The following is a 20,598-nucleotide window of genomic DNA, read 5'->3' as shown; positions in this document are numbered from 1 at the left end:
TTATTTCCAGGCTGGTTTCGCGGTGTTCAACTGCGCGGTGGCTCGGTCCTTGGGCCACACGACTTCGAAGTCGTTTCCCTGCCACTGGCTCACCGTGCCGGGGATGGACGCGTTCTCGCTGCCCTGGAAGCGGATGCCGCCCAGAATGGTCTGGAACTCGTTCTTGGCGATGTGCTCGCGCAGGGCCTTGCGGTCCAGACCCGCTTTTTCCACGGCCTGCTGCAGGATCTGCAGGCCTGCCCAGGCGTGGCCGCTGGCCCAGCGGTCGGGCTCCTTGTTGAACTTCTTCACGTGCGCGTCGAAGTAGGCCTTGGCCTCTGGGCTGGTCTTCACGCTCCACGAGCCCATGCCGATCACGCCTTCGGTGTTGGCCTGCATCACGTTCTTGTACAGCTGGAAGGCCGTGCCCACCGATGCGTAGAAGAACTTGGGGTTCAGCCCCACCTCGCGCGCCTGGCGGCTGGCCAGTATGGTGTCGGGCGGGTAGGTGATGCCGATGAAGGCGTCGGGGTTCTGGTCCTTGATGCCACGCAGCACGGGCGCCAGGTCCTTCACGCCCAGCGGGTAGCTCTTACGCTCCAGCACCTGGATGCTGGTCTTCTTGAGCGCGTTATTCAGCGCGGCGAAGTTCTCCAGGCCAAACAGGTCGTCCATGTAGACGATGGCAATGGTCTTGACGTTGTTGGCCACCAGCATGTCCACCAGCGCACCCATCATCTTGTCGGGCTGCTGCAGCAGCGAGAAGAAATAGGGCAGGTTCATGTCGATCAGCTTGCGCGACAGCGCCGTGGGTGCCAGCAGCGGATAGCCGAAGCGGTTGGCCAGCGGTGCAATGGCGAAGTTGGCGCCCGAACCCCAGGGCGGCAGGATCAGGTCCACCTTGTCGCTGCCCATGAGCTTTTCGTAGGTGCGCACGCAGGTCTCGGTTTCGCTGCGGTCGTCGTAGCCTATGAGTTCGATGGGGCGCTTGGTACCCTTCACGCTCAGGCCGCCCGCCGCGTTCACCTGTTCAGCCCACAGCAGGTAGTTGGGCTCCTGGCTCACCTGGGCACCGGCCGCCCAGGGGCCGGTGCGGGCGATGGCGTAGCCGATGCGCACGGGTGCCGCGCTGCTGCCCTGGGCCCACAGCTGGGGTGCCACGGCCAGGGTGCCGACCGTAGCGGCGGCGCCCTTGATCCACTGGCGCTTGGAGGGTTGGTGTGCTGTCATTGTGTGTCTCCTCGGATGGGGCCTGCGTGGTGCACGCCGTGCCGGGAATCGTAGGCAGACGCGTTCATACGCGCTGCGCTCAGCGTGCACAAAACGCTTGCCTCTGCGTGCAGGCGGCAGCGGGTTTACCCGGATTTCCCTCGGTGGCACGGGGTAACGGGGCGTCCGATAATTCAGCCGCATAACCATCAGGCTTGCGCAACCCGCACTGGAGACACCATGGCCCATCCCCTGACCGAGGTATCCACCGACGCCGTGCCTGCGCGCGACCGCCTGCACCTGTGGGGCGATGCGGTGTGGCGCCTGATTGGCGGGCTGGAGTCCGACGCGTTTGGTGACGATGCCTTTGCAGGCCACATCACCTCGGGCCAGGCGGGCTATGTGAACCTGTGCCAGCTGGACGTGAGCCGCCACCGCGTGGTGCGCACCCCCAGCCTCATCCGGGGCAGCGACCGGGCCTACATCAAGGTGGTGGCCCAGCTCGAAGGGCGCGCATGCTTCGAGCAGAACGGTCGCCAGGTATGGTTGTCGCCGGGTGAGTGGAGCGTGTACGACACCACACGCGCCTATGCCGTGAGCAACCCCGAGGCCGTGCGCCAGATGGTGCTGATGATCCCCAAGGAACAACTGCCCGAGCGCAAGCTCAAGCTCGATGACCTGATGGTGCAGCGGTTCTCGGGCACCAGTGGCGTGTCGCGGCTGGCATGGGACACCATGCGCGCTGCGTTTGCCGAGCTGCCCACCATGTCCGACGCCGCCGCCGACGGCGTGGCCGATGTGATCACGCACCTGGTGCAGCTGTCGCTGCTGGAGCGCAACGGGCAGCAGAGCCTGCTGTCGCAGCGCGAGGCCCTGCGCGACCGCATCAGCCAATACATCGACCGGCACCTGGGCGACCCCGACCTCACCATCGACCGCATGGCCCAGGCGCTCAACTGCAGCAAACGGCACCTGTACAACGCGGTGGCTGATGACGAGGAAACCCTGGCCGCCATGATCCAGCGCCGCCGTCTGGAGGCCTGTCTGCGCGACCTGCGACACCCGGCGCATGCGCAGCGCTCGGTCACCGACATTGCACTGTCCTGGGGCTTCAGCAACAGCGCGCATTTCAGCCGCGCGTTCCGCTCGCATGTGGGGTGCAGCCCCAGCGAATACCGGGCCGGCGCGTTGGCGCCGGTGGTGCTGTTGCGGGACGAATCGCGGCTCGCGCACTGAGCGGCACCCCGGCCCCTTGCGTGTGGGGCCGTCTGCGCGGTAAAACACGCTCACCCGCTCTACGCATGCGCATGTGCATGCATTGGCATGCAGTGGCGTGACCTTTGCCTTGCATCAATTCTTTACCCGGGCTTGACCCAGTGGGTACCTTGTGGGCGCAATCGCTGCTCACAATGGGGTTTTCCCCTGCGTAGCCACTGCCCATGCGTTTTCTCCCACTGGCCTCTCCCGGCACACCCACTGCCCGCGCAGCGCGACCTTTGCGTGCTGTGCCGTGGAGGCAAACGGCCTTGTTGTTTTGCGTGCTGGCCACCGCGGGGTGTGCCAGCCTGGCACCCACGGATGGCGCATTGCCCGCAGTGGCCGTTTCCCCGGCCTGGTCTGCGGGGGGCAACGGCACAGCGCGAGGGGCTACGGCTACATCCCTGGCCCAGTGGTGGCAGCGGTTTGACGATGCTGTGCTCACCTCGCTGGTCGAGCAAGCCTTGCGCGCCAACACCAGCGTGCGCACCGCCCAGGCCGCGCTGCAGCAGGCGCGTGCGCAGGTGGATGTGCAATCGGCCGGCCTGCTGCCCAGCGTGGGCGCATCGGCTTCGGCGCAGCGCAGCCGGGCCGGCAACAGCACGGGAAACACCTTCCAGGCCGGTTTTGATGCGAGCTGGGAGCCCGATGTGTTTGGCCGCCTGCGCAGCGGCGTGAGCGCCAGCGAGGCCGATGCCCGCGCGGCAGAGGCCAGCCTGGCCGACGTGCAGGTGTCGCTGGCCGCCGAGGTGGCCGTTAACTACATCGAGCTGCGCGGGCTGCAGCAGCGCCTGGCCATTGCGCGCAGCAACCTGGCCAGCCAGCAGGAGACCTTGCAGATCACCCAGTGGCGCCTGCAGGCCGGGCTCACCACCTCGCTCGTCACCGAGCAGGCCCGTGCAGCGGCCGAGCAGACCGCCGCGCAGATTCCCAGCCTAGAAGCCAGCTTGGCTCAGTCGCGCTACAGCCTGGCCGTGCTGACAGGCCAGGTGCCCGGCGCGCTCGACGCAACCATGGCCACCGGTGCGCCCGTGCCGCAGCCCACCGCAGAACTGGCGCTGGCAATCCCGGCCGAGACGCTGCGCCAGCGCCCCGATGTGCGTGCGGCCGAGCAGCGCATTGCAGCCGCCCTGGCGCGCGTGTCGCAGGCCGATGCGGCGCGCTACCCCAGCTTCTCCCTCGGTGGCTCGCTGGGCCTTCGCGCCCTCACGCTGGGCGCGCTGTCGGGCGGCGGTGCGGTGACCAGTGCCTTGCTGGGCAGCGTGTCCATCCCGCTGCTGGATGGGGGCGCCGCCCGCGCCCAGGTGCGCGTGCAGTCTGCAGCGCTGGAGCAGGCCCGTGTGGCCTACGAAGCCACCGTGCTCACGGCACTGCAGGATGTGGAGAACGCGCTGGTGGCCTTGCGTGGCGACAGGGAAAAGCTGGAGCGACTGACGGCCGCCGCAGACGCCGCCCGCAACGCTGCGCTGCTGGCGCAGCAGCGCTATAGCAGCGGATTGATTGACTTTCAGGCGGTGCTGGAGACGCAACGCACGCTGCTGTCCACGCAAGAGAGCGTGGCCACCACCACCGCTGCGGTCGCAGCAGACCATGTGCGCCTCTACAAGGCGCTGGGCGGCGGCTGGAAGACATGAAGCCCCCCCTGAGTCGCTGCGCGCCTTCCCCCCGCTCTCGCATTGCTGCGCAATGCGGGCTGGGGGACGCAGCCCTCACTGCGGGGCGGACCTTGGCTTGCTGCCTGCACTTTGGCCGCGCCAGTTTCATGCGCTATGAGTAACTGATTTGATCTTATGACTGATAAACCTTCCTCTCCCCCGTCCAGCCTCGAAGCACTCCTGGGTGCCGACCGTCCGCGCCGTTGGTGGCAGCGCACTACCGTTTGGCTGGGGGTGGCAGCGCTCGTGGTGGTGGGCGGTGGCTTGTACGCCTGGCAATCGCGCCAGAGCGCCAGCGCTGCACCCACCTATGTCACCGAAGAGCTGCGCCGGGGCAATCTCATACTCACCGTGTCGGCCAATGGCACGCTGCAGCCCACGCGCTCGGTCACCATTGGCAGCGAGTTGTCAGGCACGGTGCGCAATGTGCTGGTGGATGTGAACGACAAGGTCAAGAAAGGGCAGCTGCTGGTGGAGTTGGATACCGCCAAGCTTGAATCGCAGGTGCTGCGCTCGCGTGCCTCGCTGGCGTCGGCGCAGGCCCGCCTGGCCCAGGCTGTGGCCACCACCAAGGAGGCCATTGCCAACTTTGGCCGGCTCGAAGAAGTGGCCCGCCTGTCCGGCGGCAAGGTGCCCTCGGCCTCCGAGCTGGACGCAGGCCGCGCCACACTGGACCGCGCCCGCGCTGACGAAACCAGCGCCCGCGCCACGGTCGAGGACGCACGCGCCGCGCTGTCCACCGACGAAACCAACCTGTCCAAGGCCTCCATCCGCTCGCCCATCGACGGTGTGGTGCTGACGCGCACGGTGGAGCCTGGCAACGCCGTGGCCGCTTCGCTGCAAGCAGTGACGCTGTTCACCGTGGCCGAAGACCTCACGCGGCTGCGGCTGGATGTGAGTGTGGACGAAGCCGATGTGGGTTCGGTCAAGGTGGGTCAGGACGCGAGCTTCACGGTCAGTGCCTATCCCTCTCGCCGCTACCCGGCCCAGGTCACGCGGGTGTCGTTTGGCTCCACCAAGACGGACAACGTGGTCACCTACATCACCTGGCTGGAAGTGAACAACGGTGACATGAGCCTGCGCCCCGGCATGACGGCGGCGGCCACCATTACGTCCACCGAGCGCAAGGATGTGCTGCGGGTGCCCAACACGGCGCTGCGCTTCACGCCCGCGCAGGCCGCAGGGGCCGATGCGAAACCCGGGGCGGGTGGCGCCAAGCCCGGCGCGTCGGGCAGCGGCAGTGGTGGCGGCATCATGTCGCAGCTCATGCCGCGCATGCCGCGGTCTGGCTCGGGCCCACGCAAACCGGGTGCGGGGGGCGAGGCGGGCGATGGCGCGGGCAAGACGCGGCAGGTGTGGGTGCTGCAGGACGGTGCCGCCAAGCCCATTGATGTGCAGGTGGGCATCAGCGATGGCCGCCATACCGAGGTCACGGGCGAGGGCCTCACGCCCGGCATGGCCGTGATCACCGACCAGCGCGCGGCAGGGGCCAAGCCATGAGCGTGGCGGGCGACACCCCCATCATCCGCCTGCGTGGCGTGACCAAGGTCTATGGCGAAGGGGCGCTGGCCTTTCAGGCGCTCAAGGGCGTGGACTTGGACATTGCGCAGGGCGACTTTGTGGCCATCATGGGCCCCAGCGGCTCGGGCAAGTCCACGGCCATGAACACGCTGGGCTGCCTGGACCGGCCCACCACGGGCGAATACCTGTTCAAGGGCGTGCATGTGGAGTCGCTCTCGCGCGACGAGCGGGCGCGGCTGCGGCGGCGCTACTTTGGCTTTGTGTTCCAGGGCTTCAACCTGCTGGCGCGCACCTCGGCGCAAGAGAACGTGGAGCTGCCCCTGCTGTACCGGGGCGAGTCCGCCACCGCGCGCCATGCGGCGGCCGCGCGTGCGCTGGAGGCCGTGGGCCTCAAAGGCTGGGAACACCACACGCCCGCCGAGCTGTCGGGCGGGCAGCAGCAGCGCGTGGCCATTGCGCGCGCGATCGTCACCGAGCCCGATGTGCTGCTGGCCGACGAGCCCACCGGCAACCTCGACACCCAGCGCAGTGTCGAGATCATGGAACTGCTGTGGCGCCTGAACGCCGACCACGGCATCACCGTGCTGATGGTCACGCACGAGCCCGACATGGCGCAGTACGCGCGGCGCATCGTGCGGTTTGTCGATGGCGTGGTGGACAGCGATGCGGCCAACCCACACCCCAAGGGCCTGGACGCTGATGCGGCATCGGCCCAGCCGGCGGTGGCCGGTTCGGATGCGGGAGGCCACTGATGTTGCTCAACACCCTGCTGCTGGCGCTGCGCTCCATCCGGCGCAATCTCATGCGCTCGTTCCTCACCATCCTGGGCATCGTGATCGGCGTGAGCGCGGTGATCACCATGGTCACGCTGGGCAATGGCGCCACGCTGGCCATCCAGAACCAGATCTCGGGCCTGGGCACCAACCTGCTGCAGGTGCGCCCCGGCCAACGCATGGGGCCTGGCGGCGGTACGGGCGCCCCGGCCTTCAAGGACACCGATGCCGACGTGATCGCGCAGCAGATCGGCGGCATCCTGGCCGTGGCGCCCGAGGCGCGCGCCGCCGCCACCGCCGTGGTGGGCGGGCGCAACTGGACGACCAGCGTGATCGGCAGCACCAACGCCTGGCTGGAGACCGGCAACTGGACGGTGCGCACTGGCCGCGTCTTCACCGACGCGGAATTGCGCGCGGGTGCCGCCGTCTGCCTGATCGGTGAGACCGTGCGACGCGAGCTGTTTGGCACGGCCGATGCCGTGGGCGGCCAGCTGCGCGTGAAGGCGTTTTCGTGCGAGGTGGTGGGCGTGCTGGCGTCCAAAGGGCAGGGTGCGTTTGGCAACGACCAGGACGACACCGTGCTGGTGCCGCTGCGCACGCTGCAGCGCCGCGTGACGGGCAACACACGGGTGAACACGCTGCTGGTGTCCATGAAGGACGGCAGCGACCCCGAGCGGGTGAAGACGAGCCTCACCCAACTGCTGCGCGAGCTGCGCAAGCTATCGGACTCGGACGAAGACAACTTCAATGTGCTCGACACCAAGCAGCTGGCCGACACGCTCTCGGGCACCACCAAGGTGCTGACCACGCTGCTGGGCGCCGTGGCCGCCGTGAGCCTGCTGGTGGGCGGCATCGGCATCATGAACATCATGCTGGTGAGCGTGACCGAGCGCACACGCGAGATCGGCCTGCGCCTGGCCATCGGCGCGCTGGAGCGCGAGGTGCTGCTGCAGTTTCTGATCGAGGCCGTGGTGCTGGCCGCCTTGGGCGGGCTCATCGGCATCGTGCTGGCCACGGGCGCGTCGCTCGCACTGTCGGGGCTGATGGGCGTGCCCTACCTGTTCAACCCCGGCGTGAACCTGCTGTCGTTTGTGTTTTCGGCCGGGATCGGTGTGGTGTTTGGCTACTTCCCGGCGCGGCGCGCGGCGCGCATGGACCCCATCGATGCGCTACGGCACGAGTGAGCAGGGCCGTGGGCTGGCTGCCGAATGGCGCCTGACCGGGTGCCCTGGAAAAAAACAAGCAAAAAAGGCATGAAGCGCTAGTGCATCATGCCTTGATTGCTATTGAAAATATAGCAATGGCCGTCATGCGCCATCGCCTTGGGAGCGGCCGGTCTCAGTGAATGGTCAGCGTGGTGGCCTTGCTCACGGGCTCCAGGCGGACCAGTGTCAGGGTCAGCACGCCGTTTTCCAGCTTGGCGGTGCTGGCGCTGGCGTCAATCTCGGTGGGCAGCTCCCACGCGCGCTGCACCTTGCGCGGTGCGCCTTCCACGCTTTGCACCTGCACCACCTGGCCTTCAATGCTGATCGAGAGCTGTTCGCGGGCCAGGCCGGGTACGTCCAGCTGCAAGGTGGTGGCCTTTTCGTCCTGCGTCACGGTGCAGCCCGCAGCGGGTGCTGCGGCAGGGTGTGCCAGCGCGCCCATCAGAAAACGTTGCAGCGCCAGGTCGGCGGAACGGGGGGCTTGGGCATAAGCGGCGCGGCGGATCACGGGGGCGAAGATCATGGGTAACTCCTATACACTGCGCGGCTCTCGACGTGGTCGCCGCATGGCAGAGAGGTGTGTGCGGCCACGCCGCATTTCAAGGGAAAAATGCCATGAATAAATTGCAATCTGTGGGCTTGAAATCAGGCGCTGCGGCATTACGTCACACCGTTTGGGCAGCCGCAGTGGCCCTTGCAGGCGCCGTGGCCTTGGCGCCTGCCGCGCAAGCGCAGACCCCGCCCTCGGCAGGCGTGGACCAGGCCAGGCCGGTCAAGCTGGCGCTCATCGAAAGCCTGTCGGGCCCGTTTGCCAACACGGGCGAGGCTGTGTACCGCAACATCTACTGGGCCATGGAGCGCGTGAACGCACGCGGCGGCGTGCAGCTGCCTGCCAGCAGCGGCGGCCCCCGCCCTCTGGTGCTGGAGCGCTACGACAGCAAAGGCCAGAACGAAGAAGCCCTGTCTGCCCTGCGCGCCGCGATTGACGATGGTGCGCAGGTCATCCTGCAGGGCAATTCGTCGTCCACGGCCGCCGTGCTGATCGAGGCCATCAACAAGCACAACGAGCGCGAGCCAAACAAGCGCGTGCTGTTCCTCAACTACTCGGCGGTGGACCCCATCCTCACCAACGAGAAGTGCAGCTTCTGGCACTTCCGTTTTGATGCCCATGCCGACATGCGCATGGCCGCGCTGATGGAGGTGATGCGCGAGGACAAGGCCTTGAAGAGCGTCTACCTCATCGGCCAGGACTACAGTTTTGGCCAGGCCGTGCTGCGCGAGGCCAAGAAGCAGCTGGCCGCCCAGCGCCCCGATGTGGCCGTGGTGGGCGAAGAGCTGCACCCCATCGGCCGCGTGAAGGACTTTGCGCCCTATGCCGTCAAGATCAAGACCAGCGGCGCGCAGGCCGTGGTCACCGGCAACTGGGGCAACGACCTCACGCTGCTGGTCAAGGCCGCGCGGGACGTGGGCTACGAGGGCAGCTTCTACACCTTCTACGGCAACGCGCTGGGCGCTCCCGCCGCGATTGGCGACGCAGGCATCGGCAAGGTGGTGGCCGTGGCCGACTGGCTGCCCAATGTGCCGGGCGCGCAGAGCGAGGCGTTCTACCAATCCTTCCGCACGCGCTTTCCCAAGCCGCAGGACGACTACGTGCACATGCGCATGCAGCTGATGGTGGAGGCCCTCGCCCAGTCGATCGAGCGTGCAGGCAGCACCGACGTGGTGGCCGTCGCGCGCCAGATGGAGTCGGCCAACGTGCAACTGGCCGGCCAGGGCGGCACCATGCGTGCGGCCGACCACCAGTTCCAGCAGGCCCTGGCGGTGGGCGTGATGGACAAGAAAGGCGCCCCCGGCGTGAAGTTCGATGTGGAAGGCTCGGGCTACGGCTTCCGCGTGGTGCGGCAGATCGCAGCGGCCAAGGCGCAGCAGCCGCACAGCTGCCAGATGCAGCGCTACTGAAACGTGGATTCGCCGCGGGAGGCCGGGGCGCCCGGGGTGATCGCGCTCAGCGCCGGATGCGGTGGCCCGTCTTGAACACCCACCGCACCACGGCGAGGCACAGGGCCATGAACACCAAGGTCATGCTGGTGCTCACCGCGATGTGCACGTCGGCATGGCCATAGAACGCCCACCGCAGCCCGCTGATGAGATAGACCACCGGGTTGAACAACGAGACGGTCTGCCAGAACGGTGGCAGCATGCTGATGCTGTAAAACGCCCCGCCCAGAAAGGTGAGCGGCGTGATCACCAGCAGCGGGATGACCTGCAGCTTTTGAAAGCTGTCCGACCACAGGCCAATGAGGAAGCCGAACAGGCAGAACGTGACGGCGGTAAGCACCAGAAAGCCCACCATCCAGACGGGGTGCGCCACCTCGTACGGAACGAACACCCGGGCGGTGGACAGGATGAGCACCGACACCAGCAGCGACTTGCTGGCTGCCGCGCCCACGTAGCCCAGCAGCACCTCCACCCAGTTGACCGGCGCGCTCAGCAGCTCGTAGATGGTGCCCGACCATTTGGGCATGTAGATGCCAAAGGCCGAGTTGGAGATGCTCTCGGAGAGCAGCGACAGCATGAGCAGGCCGGGGATGATGTAGGCGCCATAGCTCACCCCGCCGATGTCGCCCATGCGCGAGCCGATGGCGGAGCCGAAGACGATGAAGTACAGCGCGGTGGTGAGCACGGGCGCAATGAGGCTCTGCATCCACGTGCGGAAGGCGCGGTTCATTTCGAAGCGGTAGATGGCGCGCACGCCATGCAGGTTCACACCGGTCATGCTGGGATCGCTTTCTGGGGCGAAGGGGTTGGGACCTTGTCCTGGTGCACCAGGCTGACGAAGATGTCTTCGAGCGAGCTTTCGCTGGAGTGCAGGTCCTTGAAGTCGATGCCGTGCTCGGTCAGGGCGCGCAGCAGGGCGGCGATGCCGGTGTCTTCCTGCTGCATGTCGAACGTGTACGTCAGGACGGTGCCGCCCTGGCTCAGGGCCAGAGGCCAGCGGGCGAGCGGTGCGGGCACTTGCGCCATGGGCTGCTGCAGCGTGATGGCCAGCACTTTCTTGCCCAGCTTGCGCATCAGCACGGCCTTGTCTTCCACCACGATCAACTCGCCCTTGCGGATCACGCCGATGCGGTCGGCCATGTCCTCGGCTTCTTCCAGGTAGTGGGTGGTCAGGATGATGGTGGTGCCCGCGTCACGCAGTTCCCGCACCAGGCGCCACATGTCGTGGCGCAGCTCCACATCCACGCCGGCGCTGGGCTCGTCCAGGAACAAAATCTTGGGCTCGTGCGACAGTGCCTTGGCGATCAGCACGCGGCGCTTCATGCCGCCTGACAGCGCGAGGATCTTGTTGTCCTTCTTGTCCCACAGCGACACGTCCTTGAGGATTTTCTCGATGTACGCGGGGTTGGGGGCCTTGCCGAAAAGCCCCCGGCTGAAGTTCACCGTGGCCCACACCGTCTCGAACGAGTCGGTGTGCAGCTCCTGGGGCACCAGGCCAATGGCAGCGCGGGCTGCGCGGTAGTCGCGCACCGTGTCGTGTCCATCGGCCGTGACGGACCCCGCCGTGGCATTGCTCATGCCACAAATCACGCTGATCAGCGTGGTCTTGCCCGCGCCATTGGGCCCCAGCAGGGCAAAGATCTCGCCGCGCCGGATGTCCAGGTCGATGTTCTTGAGTGCCTGAAAGCCGCCGGCGTAGGTTTTGCTCAGGCCGCGTACACGGACGATGGCGTCCGTGTCGGGTGCTGGAGAAGGTGATGCAGGCATTGGGAGGGTTCTCTGGGAGGGCCAGGGCGTTCCGCCGTGGCCGGGCCGCTGTGCAAGCGGTCAAAGCCGGGCATTGTGGACTGACTTGCACAAGTGTGCTGGGCGGGGGCCCCGAGCCCGCAGAAACCCCCGGGTTGCGCCGTTCGGCGAGTGGTACGCAGCGGTGGGGCAGCGGTCAGCGCGCTGCCGCCACCTCGCGCCCCAGCTCGATGACGGCCATGGCGTAGTAGCTCGACCAGTTGTAGCGCGTGATGGCGTAGAAGTTTTCGGTGCCCGCCACGTAGCTGGGCGCATCGTTGCCGTTTTGCAGTTCCACCAGCGCCAGCGGGCCCGTGTGCTGCACGCCCTGGGCGTCCAGCACGGCGCCCTTGGCCAACATGCTCGCGGCACTGAAGGTGGGCAGGATGTCGGGGGCGAGCAGGTCGTCCAGCTGCAGGCGCGCATTGTCGAACTGCACCCCAAAGTGCGTGGGCATGCCGGGCGTCCAGCCGTGGCCGCGGAAGTAGTTGGCCACCGAGCCAATGGCGTCGGCCGGGCTCTTGAACAGGTCCACGCGGCCGTCGCCATCAAAGTCCACCGCATAGCGCACCCAGCTCGATGGCATGAACTGGCCCAGGCCCATGGCGCCGGCATAGCTGCCGCGTGGCTCAAACGGGTCGGTGTTGCTGCGGTTGGTGAGGCTCAGGAACTGCTCCAGCTCGCGGCGGAAGAACTCGGTGCGCTCCTTGGTGCGCGGGTGGGCGGAGGGAAAGTCGAACGCCAGCGTGGCTAGCGCGTCCATCACGCGGAAGGTACCCATCTGCTGGCCATAGATAGTCTCCACCCCGATGATGCCCACGATGATCTCTGCGGGCACACCAAACTCGCGCTCGGAACGCTCCAGCGTGGCCTGGTTCTCCTGCCAGAAACGCACGCCTGCACGGATGCGGATGGGGTCGATGAAGCGACTGCGGTACACGCGCCAGTTCTTGGCCGTGCCCTTGGCGGGCGGCAGCATGAGCTTGGGCACCTGGGGCAGGAAATGCGCCTGCCCAATGGCCTGGCGCACCCATTCGCGGTCCAGGTCGCGGCGCGCGGCCAGGTCGTCGGCAAAGTCCATGGCCTCGGGGCGCGATGCGTAGAGCACAGGGGCCTTGGCACTGGCCCGCCCCTGGTGGGCCTGACCGGCTTTGGCATGCGCTTTCTGGGACGCCGGTTTGGGTTGATTTTCGGGCTTTGCGCTAGCGGGTAATGCACAGGCAGCTATCAAAAATATAGCTGCTGCGGTCCATGGTGCTGTCTTCTTCATGTCAATGGTTCGTCATGTTGTGGCACCCTGCAGCGTCTGATACCGGCGCGCTCCAAGACCAGGGATGCCAAGCAAGGGCCGCCCCGCAGCGAGGGCATCGTCCCCCTTCCCGCGCAAAGCGCGAGAGAAGGGGGAAGCGGCGCAGCCGCTCAGGGGGATGATTCACTGTTTCGGCCAGGCGATGCTCCGAAACTCCCGCCGCAAATCGCCCAGGGCGGCCTCGGGGTGGGGGGCGTAGCGTACGCGTTCCAGCCGCAGCAGCCAGTCGGCCACCGCCGCAGCGGGTGCGCCGAATTGTGCCTGCACCCGCTCGGCCATGGCCCGGGGCGGCAGGGTGTCGGGCAACACCATGCCTGCACGGGCCAGGCGCTGGCGGGCGCGGGCCAGCAGGCGCAGCCAGGGGTCGTGCTGGCTGCGCTCCCACAGGCTCCAGCCCATGCCTCCGAGGGCTGCCACGACCATCAGGATGCCCAGCACCATGGTCAGGTCCTGCCAGCTGGGCGACTCAAAGCCCAGGGACTTGAGCAGGTCCAGCTGGCGGCTTTGCGTGTAGTTGAGCACCCACTGGTTCCAGCTGTTGTTGACGGCCTCCCACACGGCGCGCAGGTTCTGCGCGAGACCCGGGCTGATGACCGTGCCCATGGCGGTGGCAAACGCCCCTTGAGGGGCGCGCAGCCGCTGAAAGGCCCCGGTGCGGCCGGGCGACACGGCACCCGTGGGGTCCACCCGCACCCAGCCCCGGCCGGAGAGCCAGACTTCGGCCCAGGCATGGGCGTCGCTCTGGCGCACGGTCCAGAGCTTGTCCACGGGGTTGCGGTCGCCGCCCTGGTAACCGGTGACGATGCGGGCCGGGATGTCGAGCGCACGCATCAGCACCACAAAGGCCGAGGAGATGTGTTCACAAAACCCTTCCTTGCGGTCAAACCAGAACTCGTCGGCCGTGTGCTGGCCGTACACGCCGGGCTCCAGCGTGTACACATATCCGCCGGTGCGCAGGCGGTTCAGGGCGGCATTGACGAGGGTCTCGGCGTTGTCTTGCGCGGGGTTGGGGTTGAGCTGGGGGTCGTTGCGCAGTTGCTGGGCCAGCGCCAGCGTGCGGGGGTTGAAGCCGGTGGGCAGCTCGGTATAGGTGCGCAGGGCGGCGTTGGGGGCGCTGGGGCCATGGGCAAACTGTGGGTAGCTTTCGGCCTTGTAGCGCACCACATCGGTCACTGCGCGGGTGGTCAGCCACTGCAGGTCCTGCGTCATGAAGGTCTCCATGCCGGCCACGGCGGGCTTGTCCACCGCGGCGTCCAGCAGCAGCAGCCAGGGGCGCTGGTGGGGCTCCAGCGTCACTTCGTAGCGCACAGGCTGGCCTTGCACGCGCAGGTTGGCGACGGTGCTGGCGCGTGCCTGCGAATAATCCCCGGGGCGGGGCGACACCGGATGCCATTCGACACCGTCGAAGGTGCCGAACACCGGGCCGCGGAAGTACAGGTCGCTCTGCGGTGGCGCGGCGCCGTCAGGGGTGTCAAACCGCACGCGCATGGCCACCGTGTCGTCCAGCGCCAGCTCGGCAATGTTGCCCACCTTCATCACGCCGGACAGGCCGCTGCGGCCGCTCATGGTGTCGCTGGGCATGCCCCACAGGGGTGCCATGCGCGGGAACAGCATGAACAGCGCCGCCATGATGGGCGCGCCCAGCAGCGCCATGGTGCCTGCGGTGCGCAGTGCCTGCGACAGTGGTGGCCGTCCCACAGGCATGTGGGCGTTGACCAGCGCAGTGAGCAGCCCCAGCAGCCCCAGCAGCATGGCAGCGGCCGTGAACAGCGACTGCGAGAAGAAGAAGTTGCTGAGCATCGTGAAGAAGCCCAGGAAGAACACCACCAGCGCGTCGCGCCGCGCGCGCAGTTCCAGCATCTTGAGCGCCAGCAGCATCACGATCAGCGTCACCCCGGCATCACGGCCCAGGATGGTGCGGTGGGTGTACAGCGTGCCCGCCACCGCGATCACCAGCGGAACGGCCAGCACCCAGCGCGTCGGCAGCGGGCGGCCCTTGAAGGCCAGCCAGCCGCGCCACAGCATCAGTCCGGCCGCCAGCAGGCTCGCCCATACAGGCAACACGTTGACCTGCGGGGCGATGACCCACGCAATCACGACGAGCAGGAACAGCGTGTCGCGCGCGTCGCGCGGCAGTGCGTTGAGCGTCTGACGCAGGGTCATGGCTGAGCGGTGGAACGGGGGAGGATGGATTTCATGATGCTATTTATTTGATAGCTATTCGGTCAATAAGAATATGCGCTTGGAGCCGATAGGGACCAAATTCGGCAGGAATGGGCAGTGGCAGGTCAACACAGGGCCAACGCCTCCAGGCAGCGGCGGCGGTGGGCGGCCCCCGTGTCGGGCGCGATCTCGGTGCCGGGCAGGCGCAGGCCATAGTCCAGGCCCAGGCGGTCGGCTTGCAGCACCCAGGCCGTCAGGCGCGACACGCGTGCCTCATGGTTGGGCAAGGCGGCGTGGGCCAGGTCCAGCCACAGCTCGTGCCGCTGGGCCTGTTGCGCGTCACGGCTCACCAGGTCATCGGTGCCGGTGGCCAGCGACTTCGCCGCCTTCTTCCAGACCACCAGTTTGAGCGGGTCGCCCCGCCGGTAGGCCCGCACGCCGTCGAATTCGCCGATGCCCTGCGACGGCGCGTTGCCCGTGCCCCCTGCGCGGGGCTCGCCCGGCGGCAGGGGTTGTGGCGGCACCTCGGGCGCGGGGTACACCAGCACCTCGGCAGCAGGGCGCCAATAGGTCCACACGCGGAAGGTGCCCAGCGGAAACCGCGTTTCGGCCGTCAGTGTGGGCACGCGGTGCAGCCCCCGGCGCCCGGGCTGGAAGGCCACCTGCACGCTGGCCTGGCCCTGGGCGGGCACGTCGGTCCAGGCCCAGTGGTGTTCGGCCTTGCCGGTGCCGTGCACGGCCAGGGCAATGCCATAACGCGGCGACTTGCGATCACTGGACAGCTGGATCTCAAACGCCGTGCTGGTGCCCAGAAAATGTGGCTCGGGGGCCTTCAGGTGCAGCGTCAGCCCGCGCAGGTTGGCGTGGCAGATGTGCATGCCCACCACCGCGCTGCCAGCCAGCAAAAAGGTCAGCAGGTAGCCCAGGTTGAGCTGGTAGTTGATGGAGGCCACCAGCAGCACCACGAGCGTGAGCGCCAGCATCCAGCCCGAGCTGGTGGGCAGGATGTAGACATTGCGCTGGGTGAGCTGCAGCGTGTCGGACAGCGGCAGGCGTGCCTGCCACCAGCGCTGGAAGCGCCTGCGAAGGCGCGCCACGGGGCTGAGCCGCGCGGCCAGGCCGCGCCAGCCCGTGGTCGTCGTGAGGGAAGGGTGGGCGGCGGATTCCATTGATCAGGGCAGCGGCACGGCGTCGACCATGGCGCGCACCTGCTCGACCGCGCCGCGCCCGGCGTCGCCCACGGGCACCAGGCGGTGGGCAATGGTTTGCGGCAGCACGGCCTGCACATCGTCCGGCGCCACATAGTCGCGCCCGCTGATGAGCGCCTGGGCCTTGGCGGCGCGCAGCATGGCAATGCCCGCGCGGGGCGACAGGCCCTGCAAGAACCAGCGGCCCGAGCGGGTGGCGGCGATCAGGTCCTGCACGTAGTTGAGCAGGGGGTCTGCGGTGTGCACGGCCTGCACCTGGCGCTGCAGCTCGGCCAGTTCGTCGGCGGACAGCAGGGGCAGCAGGCTGCTCACCATGTCGCGCCGGTCGGCGCCCGACAGCAGCAGGCGCTCGGCGGCGCGGTCGGGGTAGCCGATGGAGATGCGCATCAAGAAGCGGTCAAGTTGTGACTCGGGCAGCGCAAAGGTGCCCAGCTGGTCGTGTGGGTTCTGGGTGGCGATCACGAAGAAGGGGTGGGGCAGGGCGCGGGTTTCGCCCTCGACCGACACCTGCTTTTCTTCCATGGCTTCCAGCAGGGCGCTTTGCGTCTTGGGGCTGGCGCGGTTGATTTCGTCTGCCAGCAGCACCTGGGCAAACACCGGGCCGGGGTGGAACACAAAGGCTTCCTTGCCACGTTCGTATACCGACACGCCGGTCAGGTCGCTGGGCATGAGGTCGGCAGTGAACTGGACGCGCGAAAACTGCAGCCCAAAGGTGTGGGACAACGCGTGCGCCAGTGTGGTCTTGCCCACACCCGGCACGTCTTCAATGAGCAGATGCCCCCCCGCCAGCAGGCAGGCCACGCAGTCCTGAACCTGGGCCTTTTTGCCCACGATCACCGTGTTAAGCTGATCCAGAAGCGATTTGATCTTGTGCTGTGCATTCATGGCACGACGTTATCCGAAAAACGGCAAAAAATGCGAGACGCGGGGACAAGACTGTGAGCAAGACGGGCTATTTCACCCATCGGGATTGTTGGAAGCACGAGATGGGCCCGGGCCACCCCGAATGCCCCGAGCGGCTGGATGCGATTGAAGACCGTTTGCTGGTCACTGGCGTGGGAGATGCGCTGGAGCGCTACGAAGCCCCGGAAGCCTCGCTGGCCGACATCGAACTGGCCCATGGCCGCATGCACATCGCCGCCTTGCGCGGGATGTCTGACCGGCTCAACGAAGAGCTGATGGCCGGCGGCCCCAGCTATGCGCAGATTGACACCGACACCTCCATCAACGCCCACACCTGGAAGGCGTCGCTGCGTGCTGCGGGTGCTGCGCTGGCCGCCACCGACGCGGTGATGGCAGGCGAGGTCGAAAATGCCTTCTGCTCCGTGCGCCCCCCGGGGCACCATGCCTGCCGCGACAAAGCGATGGGCTTTTGCTTTTTCAACAACGTGGCGGTGGCGGTGAAATATGCGCTGCAGCGCTACAACCTGCAGCGCGTGGCGGTGGTGGACTTTGACGTGCACCACGGCAATGGCACCGAGGACATCCTGGCCAATGACCCGCGGGCGCTGATGGTGAGCATCTTCCAGCATCCGTTCTACCCCTACAGCGGCGACCACGATCCCGCCCCCAACATGGTCAACGTGCCGGTGCCCGCGTACACACGCGGCATGGACATCCGCGAGATCATCGAGATGATGTGGATGCCCCGGCTGGAGGCCTTCAAGCCCGAGATGATTTTTGTGAGCGCGGGCTTTGACGGCCACCGCGAGGACGACATGGGCCAGCTGGGCCTGACCGAGCAGGACTACACCTGGATCACCCAGCGCGTGAAGGACGTGGCCCGGCGCTACTCGAAGGGCCGCATCGTGTCGTGCCTGGAGGGTGGCTACGTGATGGGGCCGCTGGCGCGCAGCGTGGAGGCGCATCTGCGGGTTCTGGCTGATCTTTGACTCCCCCTGAGCCGCCTGCGGCGTCTCCCCCCTGAGGGGGACGCCACCCGTGGCCTGGCGGAGCCAGCTCCACGGTGGCACTGGCCTCATGCGCGCCTGTTTCAAACGCCCCTCGCATCGCTGTGCACAGGAGAAACAACATGACGATTCCAAATTCTGACGAGCTGCTGCTGATCACCCGTGATACGCGCGGTGTGATCACCCTCACCTTGAACGACCCTGCACGCTTCAATGCGTTGGGCTCTGAAATGCTGACAGCCCTGCAACAGGCGCTGGACGAAGCGGGCCGCGACGAGGCTGTGCGCGTGGTCGTGCTGGCCGCAGCAGGCAAGGCCTTCTGTGCCGGGCACAACCTCAAGGACATGGCGGCGAACCCGAACCTGGCGTACTACCAAAAGCTGTTTGCGCAATGCAGCCGCATGATGCTGACCATCCACAAGCTGCCAGTACCCGTGATCGCCAGGGTTCAGGGCATGGCGACGGCCGCAGGCTGCCAGCTGGTGGCGCAGTGTGACCTGGCCGCGGCGGCCGACAGCGCGAGTTTTGCCACCAGTGGCATCCACTACGGCCTGTTCTGCGCAACGCCGAGCGTGCCGTTGGTGCGCAATGTGCCCGCCAAGCGGGCGATGGAAATGTTGCTCACCGGCGACTTCATGGATGCGCCCACGGCACTCGCGCAAGGGCTGGTGAACCGGGTGGTGCCCGCCGATGCGCTGGATGCCGAGGTCGAGCAACTGGTGCAATCCATCCTGCAAAAGCCCCGTGTGGCCGTGGCCATGGGCAAGGCGCTGGTGTACCAGCAGCGCGAGCTGGGCATTGATGCCGCCTACCAGCTGGCAGGCCAGACCATGGCCACCAACATGATGGACCCGGCCGCCCAGGAGGGCGCCCGTGCGTTTGCCGAAAAACGCCAGCCCGCCTGGAAGCGTTGAGGCACAGCACGATGGACAAGCCGATGCTCGACGATGTGGGCCTGTGGGTGCAGGCCTTTCTCAGCCCCACGGTGCTGGTGGAGCTGGCTGTTTTGGCAGTCTGCGTGGGCCTGGCCTGGGGGCTGGTGGCGCTGCTGCAGCGCGGCCTGCGCCGGGGCGACCCGCGCTCCATCCTGTTTGGTGTACGGATCGTGGATGGCGCGCTGTTTCCGCTGGTGCTGCTGAGTCTGGCCTACATCGCGCGCACCCTGCTGCACCACTGGGTGGCGCTGGCGGCTTTCAAGATTGCGATCCCGGTGCTGGTGGCGCTGGTGGTCATTCGCATTGGCGTGAAGGTGCTGCAGGTGGCCTACCCGGACGCTGCCTGGGTGCGGCCCATTGAGCGCTCCATCTCCTGGATGGCGTGGCTGGGCATGGTGCTGTGGGTCACCGGGCTGCTGCCGCTGGTGCTGGACGAGCTGGACCAGATCCACTGGAAAGTGGGCGGGGCGACGCTGTCGGTGCGCACCATCATCGAAGGGGCGGTCACCGCAGCGGCAGTGCTGCTGATTGCCCTGTGGATATCGGCAGCCATCGAGTCGCGGCTGCTGCGCTCGGCCACGGGTGCCGAGCTGTCGCTGCGCAAGGCGGTGAGCAATGCGGTGCGGGCGCTGCTGGTGTTTGTGGGCTTGCTGGTGGCCTTGTCGTCGGTGGGCATCGACCTGACTGCGCTGTCGGTGCTGGGCGGTGCGGTCGGCGTGGGCATTGGCTTCGGCCTGCAGAAGCTGGCGGCCAACTATGTGAGCGGTTTTGTAATCCTGGCCGAGCGCAGCATGCGCATCGGCGACAACGTCAAGCTCGATACGTTCGAGGGGCGCATCACGCAAATCAATGCCCGCTACACCGTCATCCGCTCGCCTTCGGGGCGCGAATCCATCGTGCCCAACGAACTCTTGATCACCCAGCGGGTGGAAAACCTGTCGCTGTCAGACCCGCGCGTGTGGATGTCCACCGTGGTCAGCGTGGCCTATGAGAGCGATGTGGACCAGGTGGCCCAGTTGCTCACCGATGCCGCCCTGGTCAGCCCGCGCGTGCTGCGCGACCCCGCCCCCAGCGCCGCGCTGTCGGCCTTCGGGGCCGATGGGCTGGAGTTCACCGTGGGCTTCTGGATTGCAGACCCTGAAAACGGATCCCTGGGACTGCGCTCGGACATCAACCGGGCCATCCTGAGTGCGCTGCGGGCCCACCAGATCGAAATCCCTTACCCCCAGCGGGTCATGCATGTGCAGGTCGATGGCGCAGTCCCTGCAGCGATGTCGCCGGGCGGGGCGCCCGCGCCAGCACCGGCTTCGGCGAGTTGATCCGGTGCAGGGTGATACCCCGGCGGGTGCCCGGTAGCGCAGGCGACAGCAAACTCTAGACACTGTCCGGGTTCACTCGCCTATAATTCACAAAAAGCACGATCGTTCTTTTTTGTGATTGTGCAGTCTGTGTGGTGGCTCCGTAGCGCTTTCGCTGCAGTGCGACATAGAATGTTCTAGTTTACGTAAACGTCAATTCAACCAACTCTCTAGGAGCCGCAGCAATGAAGGTCTTGGTCCCTGTCAAGCGCGTGGTGGACTACAACGTGAAGGTCCGCGTGAAGTCGGACAACACGGGTGTGGACATCGCCAACGTGAAGATGAGCATGAACCCCTTTGACGAAATCGCCGTTGAAGAGGCCGTGCGCCTGA

The 20,598-nt window shown here is 66.9% G+C and carries 17 protein-coding genes and 1 pseudogene; 10 read left to right on the top strand and 8 right to left on the bottom strand.

The annotated features are described in order from the left end of the window. Complete coding sequence (locus tag IB236_RS07445; RefSeq protein ID WP_056744007.1) at nucleotides 1-1,209, bottom strand: amino acid ABC transporter substrate-binding protein; 1,209 nt, start codon at nucleotides 1,207-1,209, stop codon at nucleotides 1-3. Between the two features lie 219 nt (nucleotides 1,210-1,428). Here IB236_RS07445 and IB236_RS07440 point away from each other — a divergent pair, with 219 nt between their 5' ends. The 5 genes from IB236_RS07440 to IB236_RS07420 all read left to right on the top strand — a co-directional run bounded on the left by IB236_RS07440 (nucleotide 1,429) and on the right by IB236_RS07420 (nucleotide 7,578). After that, nucleotides 1,429-2,424 carry a helix-turn-helix domain-containing protein gene (locus IB236_RS07440; RefSeq protein ID WP_056744009.1) on the top strand — a complete coding sequence of 332 codons (996 nt, stop codon included), beginning with the start codon at nucleotides 1,429-1,431 and terminating at the stop codon, nucleotides 2,422-2,424. Nucleotides 2,425-2,627: 203 nt separating this feature from the next. Then, nucleotides 2,628-4,079: an efflux transporter outer membrane subunit gene (locus tag IB236_RS07435; protein ID WP_225581026.1), complete on the top strand. Its 1,452-nt coding sequence runs from the start codon at nucleotides 2,628-2,630 to the stop codon at nucleotides 4,077-4,079. A gap of 156 nt (nucleotides 4,080-4,235) precedes the next feature. After that, nucleotides 4,236-5,600, top strand: a complete 1,365-nt coding sequence (locus IB236_RS07430) for an efflux RND transporter periplasmic adaptor subunit (protein WP_056744013.1) — start codon at nucleotides 4,236-4,238, stop codon at nucleotides 5,598-5,600. Continuing rightward, nucleotides 5,597-6,373, top strand: a complete 777-nt coding sequence (locus IB236_RS07425) for an ABC transporter ATP-binding protein (protein ID WP_056744015.1) — start codon at nucleotides 5,597-5,599, stop codon at nucleotides 6,371-6,373. Before IB236_RS07430 ends, IB236_RS07425 begins: the two co-directional genes overlap by 4 nt. Then, the gene (locus IB236_RS07420) at nucleotides 6,373-7,578 is read left to right on the top strand and encodes an ABC transporter permease (protein WP_056744017.1); all 1,206 of its coding nucleotides are present in this window, start codon (nucleotides 6,373-6,375) and stop codon (nucleotides 7,576-7,578) included. Before IB236_RS07425 ends, IB236_RS07420 begins: the two co-directional genes overlap by 1 nt. 154 nt (nucleotides 7,579-7,732) lie before the next feature. Here IB236_RS07420 and IB236_RS07415 read toward each other — a convergent pair whose 3' ends face one another. After that, nucleotides 7,733-8,122 carry an Hsp20/alpha crystallin family protein gene (locus IB236_RS07415; protein ID WP_056744019.1) on the bottom strand — a complete coding sequence of 130 codons (390 nt, stop codon included), beginning with the start codon at nucleotides 8,120-8,122 and terminating at the stop codon, nucleotides 7,733-7,735. 92 nt (nucleotides 8,123-8,214) lie between these two features. Between IB236_RS07415 and IB236_RS07410 the strand changes: the two genes are divergently transcribed. Next, nucleotides 8,215-9,558, top strand: coding sequence for a branched-chain amino acid ABC transporter substrate-binding protein (locus IB236_RS07410; RefSeq protein ID WP_192419829.1), 1,344 nt, complete (start codon nucleotides 8,215-8,217; stop codon nucleotides 9,556-9,558). 46 nt (nucleotides 9,559-9,604) lie between these two features. Here the strand turns inward: IB236_RS07410 and IB236_RS07405 are convergent, their stop codons facing one another. The 6 genes from IB236_RS07405 to IB236_RS07380 form a co-directional block, all read right to left on the bottom strand. Then, nucleotides 9,605-10,366 carry an ABC transporter permease gene (locus IB236_RS07405; RefSeq protein ID WP_192420555.1) on the bottom strand — a complete coding sequence of 254 codons (762 nt, stop codon included), beginning with the start codon at nucleotides 10,364-10,366 and terminating at the stop codon, nucleotides 9,605-9,607. A 5-nt stretch (nucleotides 10,367-10,371) separates the two neighbouring features. Next, a complete protein-coding gene (locus tag IB236_RS07400) occupies nucleotides 10,372-11,364 on the bottom strand; it encodes an ABC transporter ATP-binding protein (RefSeq protein WP_192419827.1) in 993 nt (330 codons plus the stop codon). 175 nt (nucleotides 11,365-11,539) lie between these two features. Then, entirely contained in the window at nucleotides 11,540-12,652 is a 1,113-nt protein-coding gene (mltB, locus tag IB236_RS07395) for a lytic murein transglycosylase B (protein ID WP_192419825.1), read from the bottom strand. Nucleotides 12,653-12,814: 162 nt separating this feature from the next. Further along, nucleotides 12,815-14,854: a DUF3488 and transglutaminase-like domain-containing protein gene (locus IB236_RS07390; RefSeq protein ID WP_192419823.1), complete on the bottom strand. Its 2,040-nt coding sequence runs from the start codon at nucleotides 14,852-14,854 to the stop codon at nucleotides 12,815-12,817. A 125-nt stretch (nucleotides 14,855-14,979) separates the two neighbouring features. Continuing rightward, nucleotides 14,980-16,023 carry a DUF58 domain-containing protein gene (locus IB236_RS07385; protein ID WP_056058379.1) on the bottom strand — a complete coding sequence of 348 codons (1,044 nt, stop codon included), beginning with the start codon at nucleotides 16,021-16,023 and terminating at the stop codon, nucleotides 14,980-14,982. Between the two features lie 3 nt (nucleotides 16,024-16,026). Next, nucleotides 16,027-16,947: a MoxR family ATPase gene (locus IB236_RS07380; protein ID WP_056058381.1), complete on the bottom strand. Its 921-nt coding sequence runs from the start codon at nucleotides 16,945-16,947 to the stop codon at nucleotides 16,027-16,029. Nucleotides 16,948-17,048: 101 nt separating this feature from the next. Between IB236_RS07380 and IB236_RS07375 the strand changes: the two genes are divergently transcribed. The 4 genes and pseudogenes from IB236_RS07375 to IB236_RS07360 all read left to right on the top strand — a co-directional run. After that, a complete protein-coding gene (locus tag IB236_RS07375) occupies nucleotides 17,049-17,954 on the top strand; it encodes a histone deacetylase family protein (RefSeq protein WP_056058384.1) in 906 nt (301 codons plus the stop codon). Nucleotides 17,955-18,094: 140 nt separating this feature from the next. Beyond that, nucleotides 18,095-18,886 carry an enoyl-CoA hydratase gene (locus IB236_RS07370; RefSeq protein WP_192419819.1) on the top strand — a complete coding sequence of 264 codons (792 nt, stop codon included), beginning with the start codon at nucleotides 18,095-18,097 and terminating at the stop codon, nucleotides 18,884-18,886. An 11-nt stretch (nucleotides 18,887-18,897) separates the two neighbouring features. Continuing rightward, nucleotides 18,898-20,226: a mechanosensitive ion channel family protein gene (locus IB236_RS07365; protein WP_192419817.1), complete on the top strand. Its 1,329-nt coding sequence runs from the start codon at nucleotides 18,898-18,900 to the stop codon at nucleotides 20,224-20,226. Nucleotides 20,227-20,450: 224 nt separating this feature from the next. After that, a pseudogene (locus IB236_RS07360) lies at nucleotides 20,451-20,598 on the top strand (electron transfer flavoprotein subunit beta/FixA family protein); the annotation flags it as partial.

The sequence above is a fragment of the Acidovorax sp. ACV02 genome, assembly GCF_014851475.1.
GTDB classification, from domain to species: Bacteria; Pseudomonadota; Gammaproteobacteria; order Burkholderiales; family Burkholderiaceae_C; genus Acidovorax; species Acidovorax delafieldii.
This window is presented reverse-complemented; position numbering and strand designations above follow the sequence as displayed.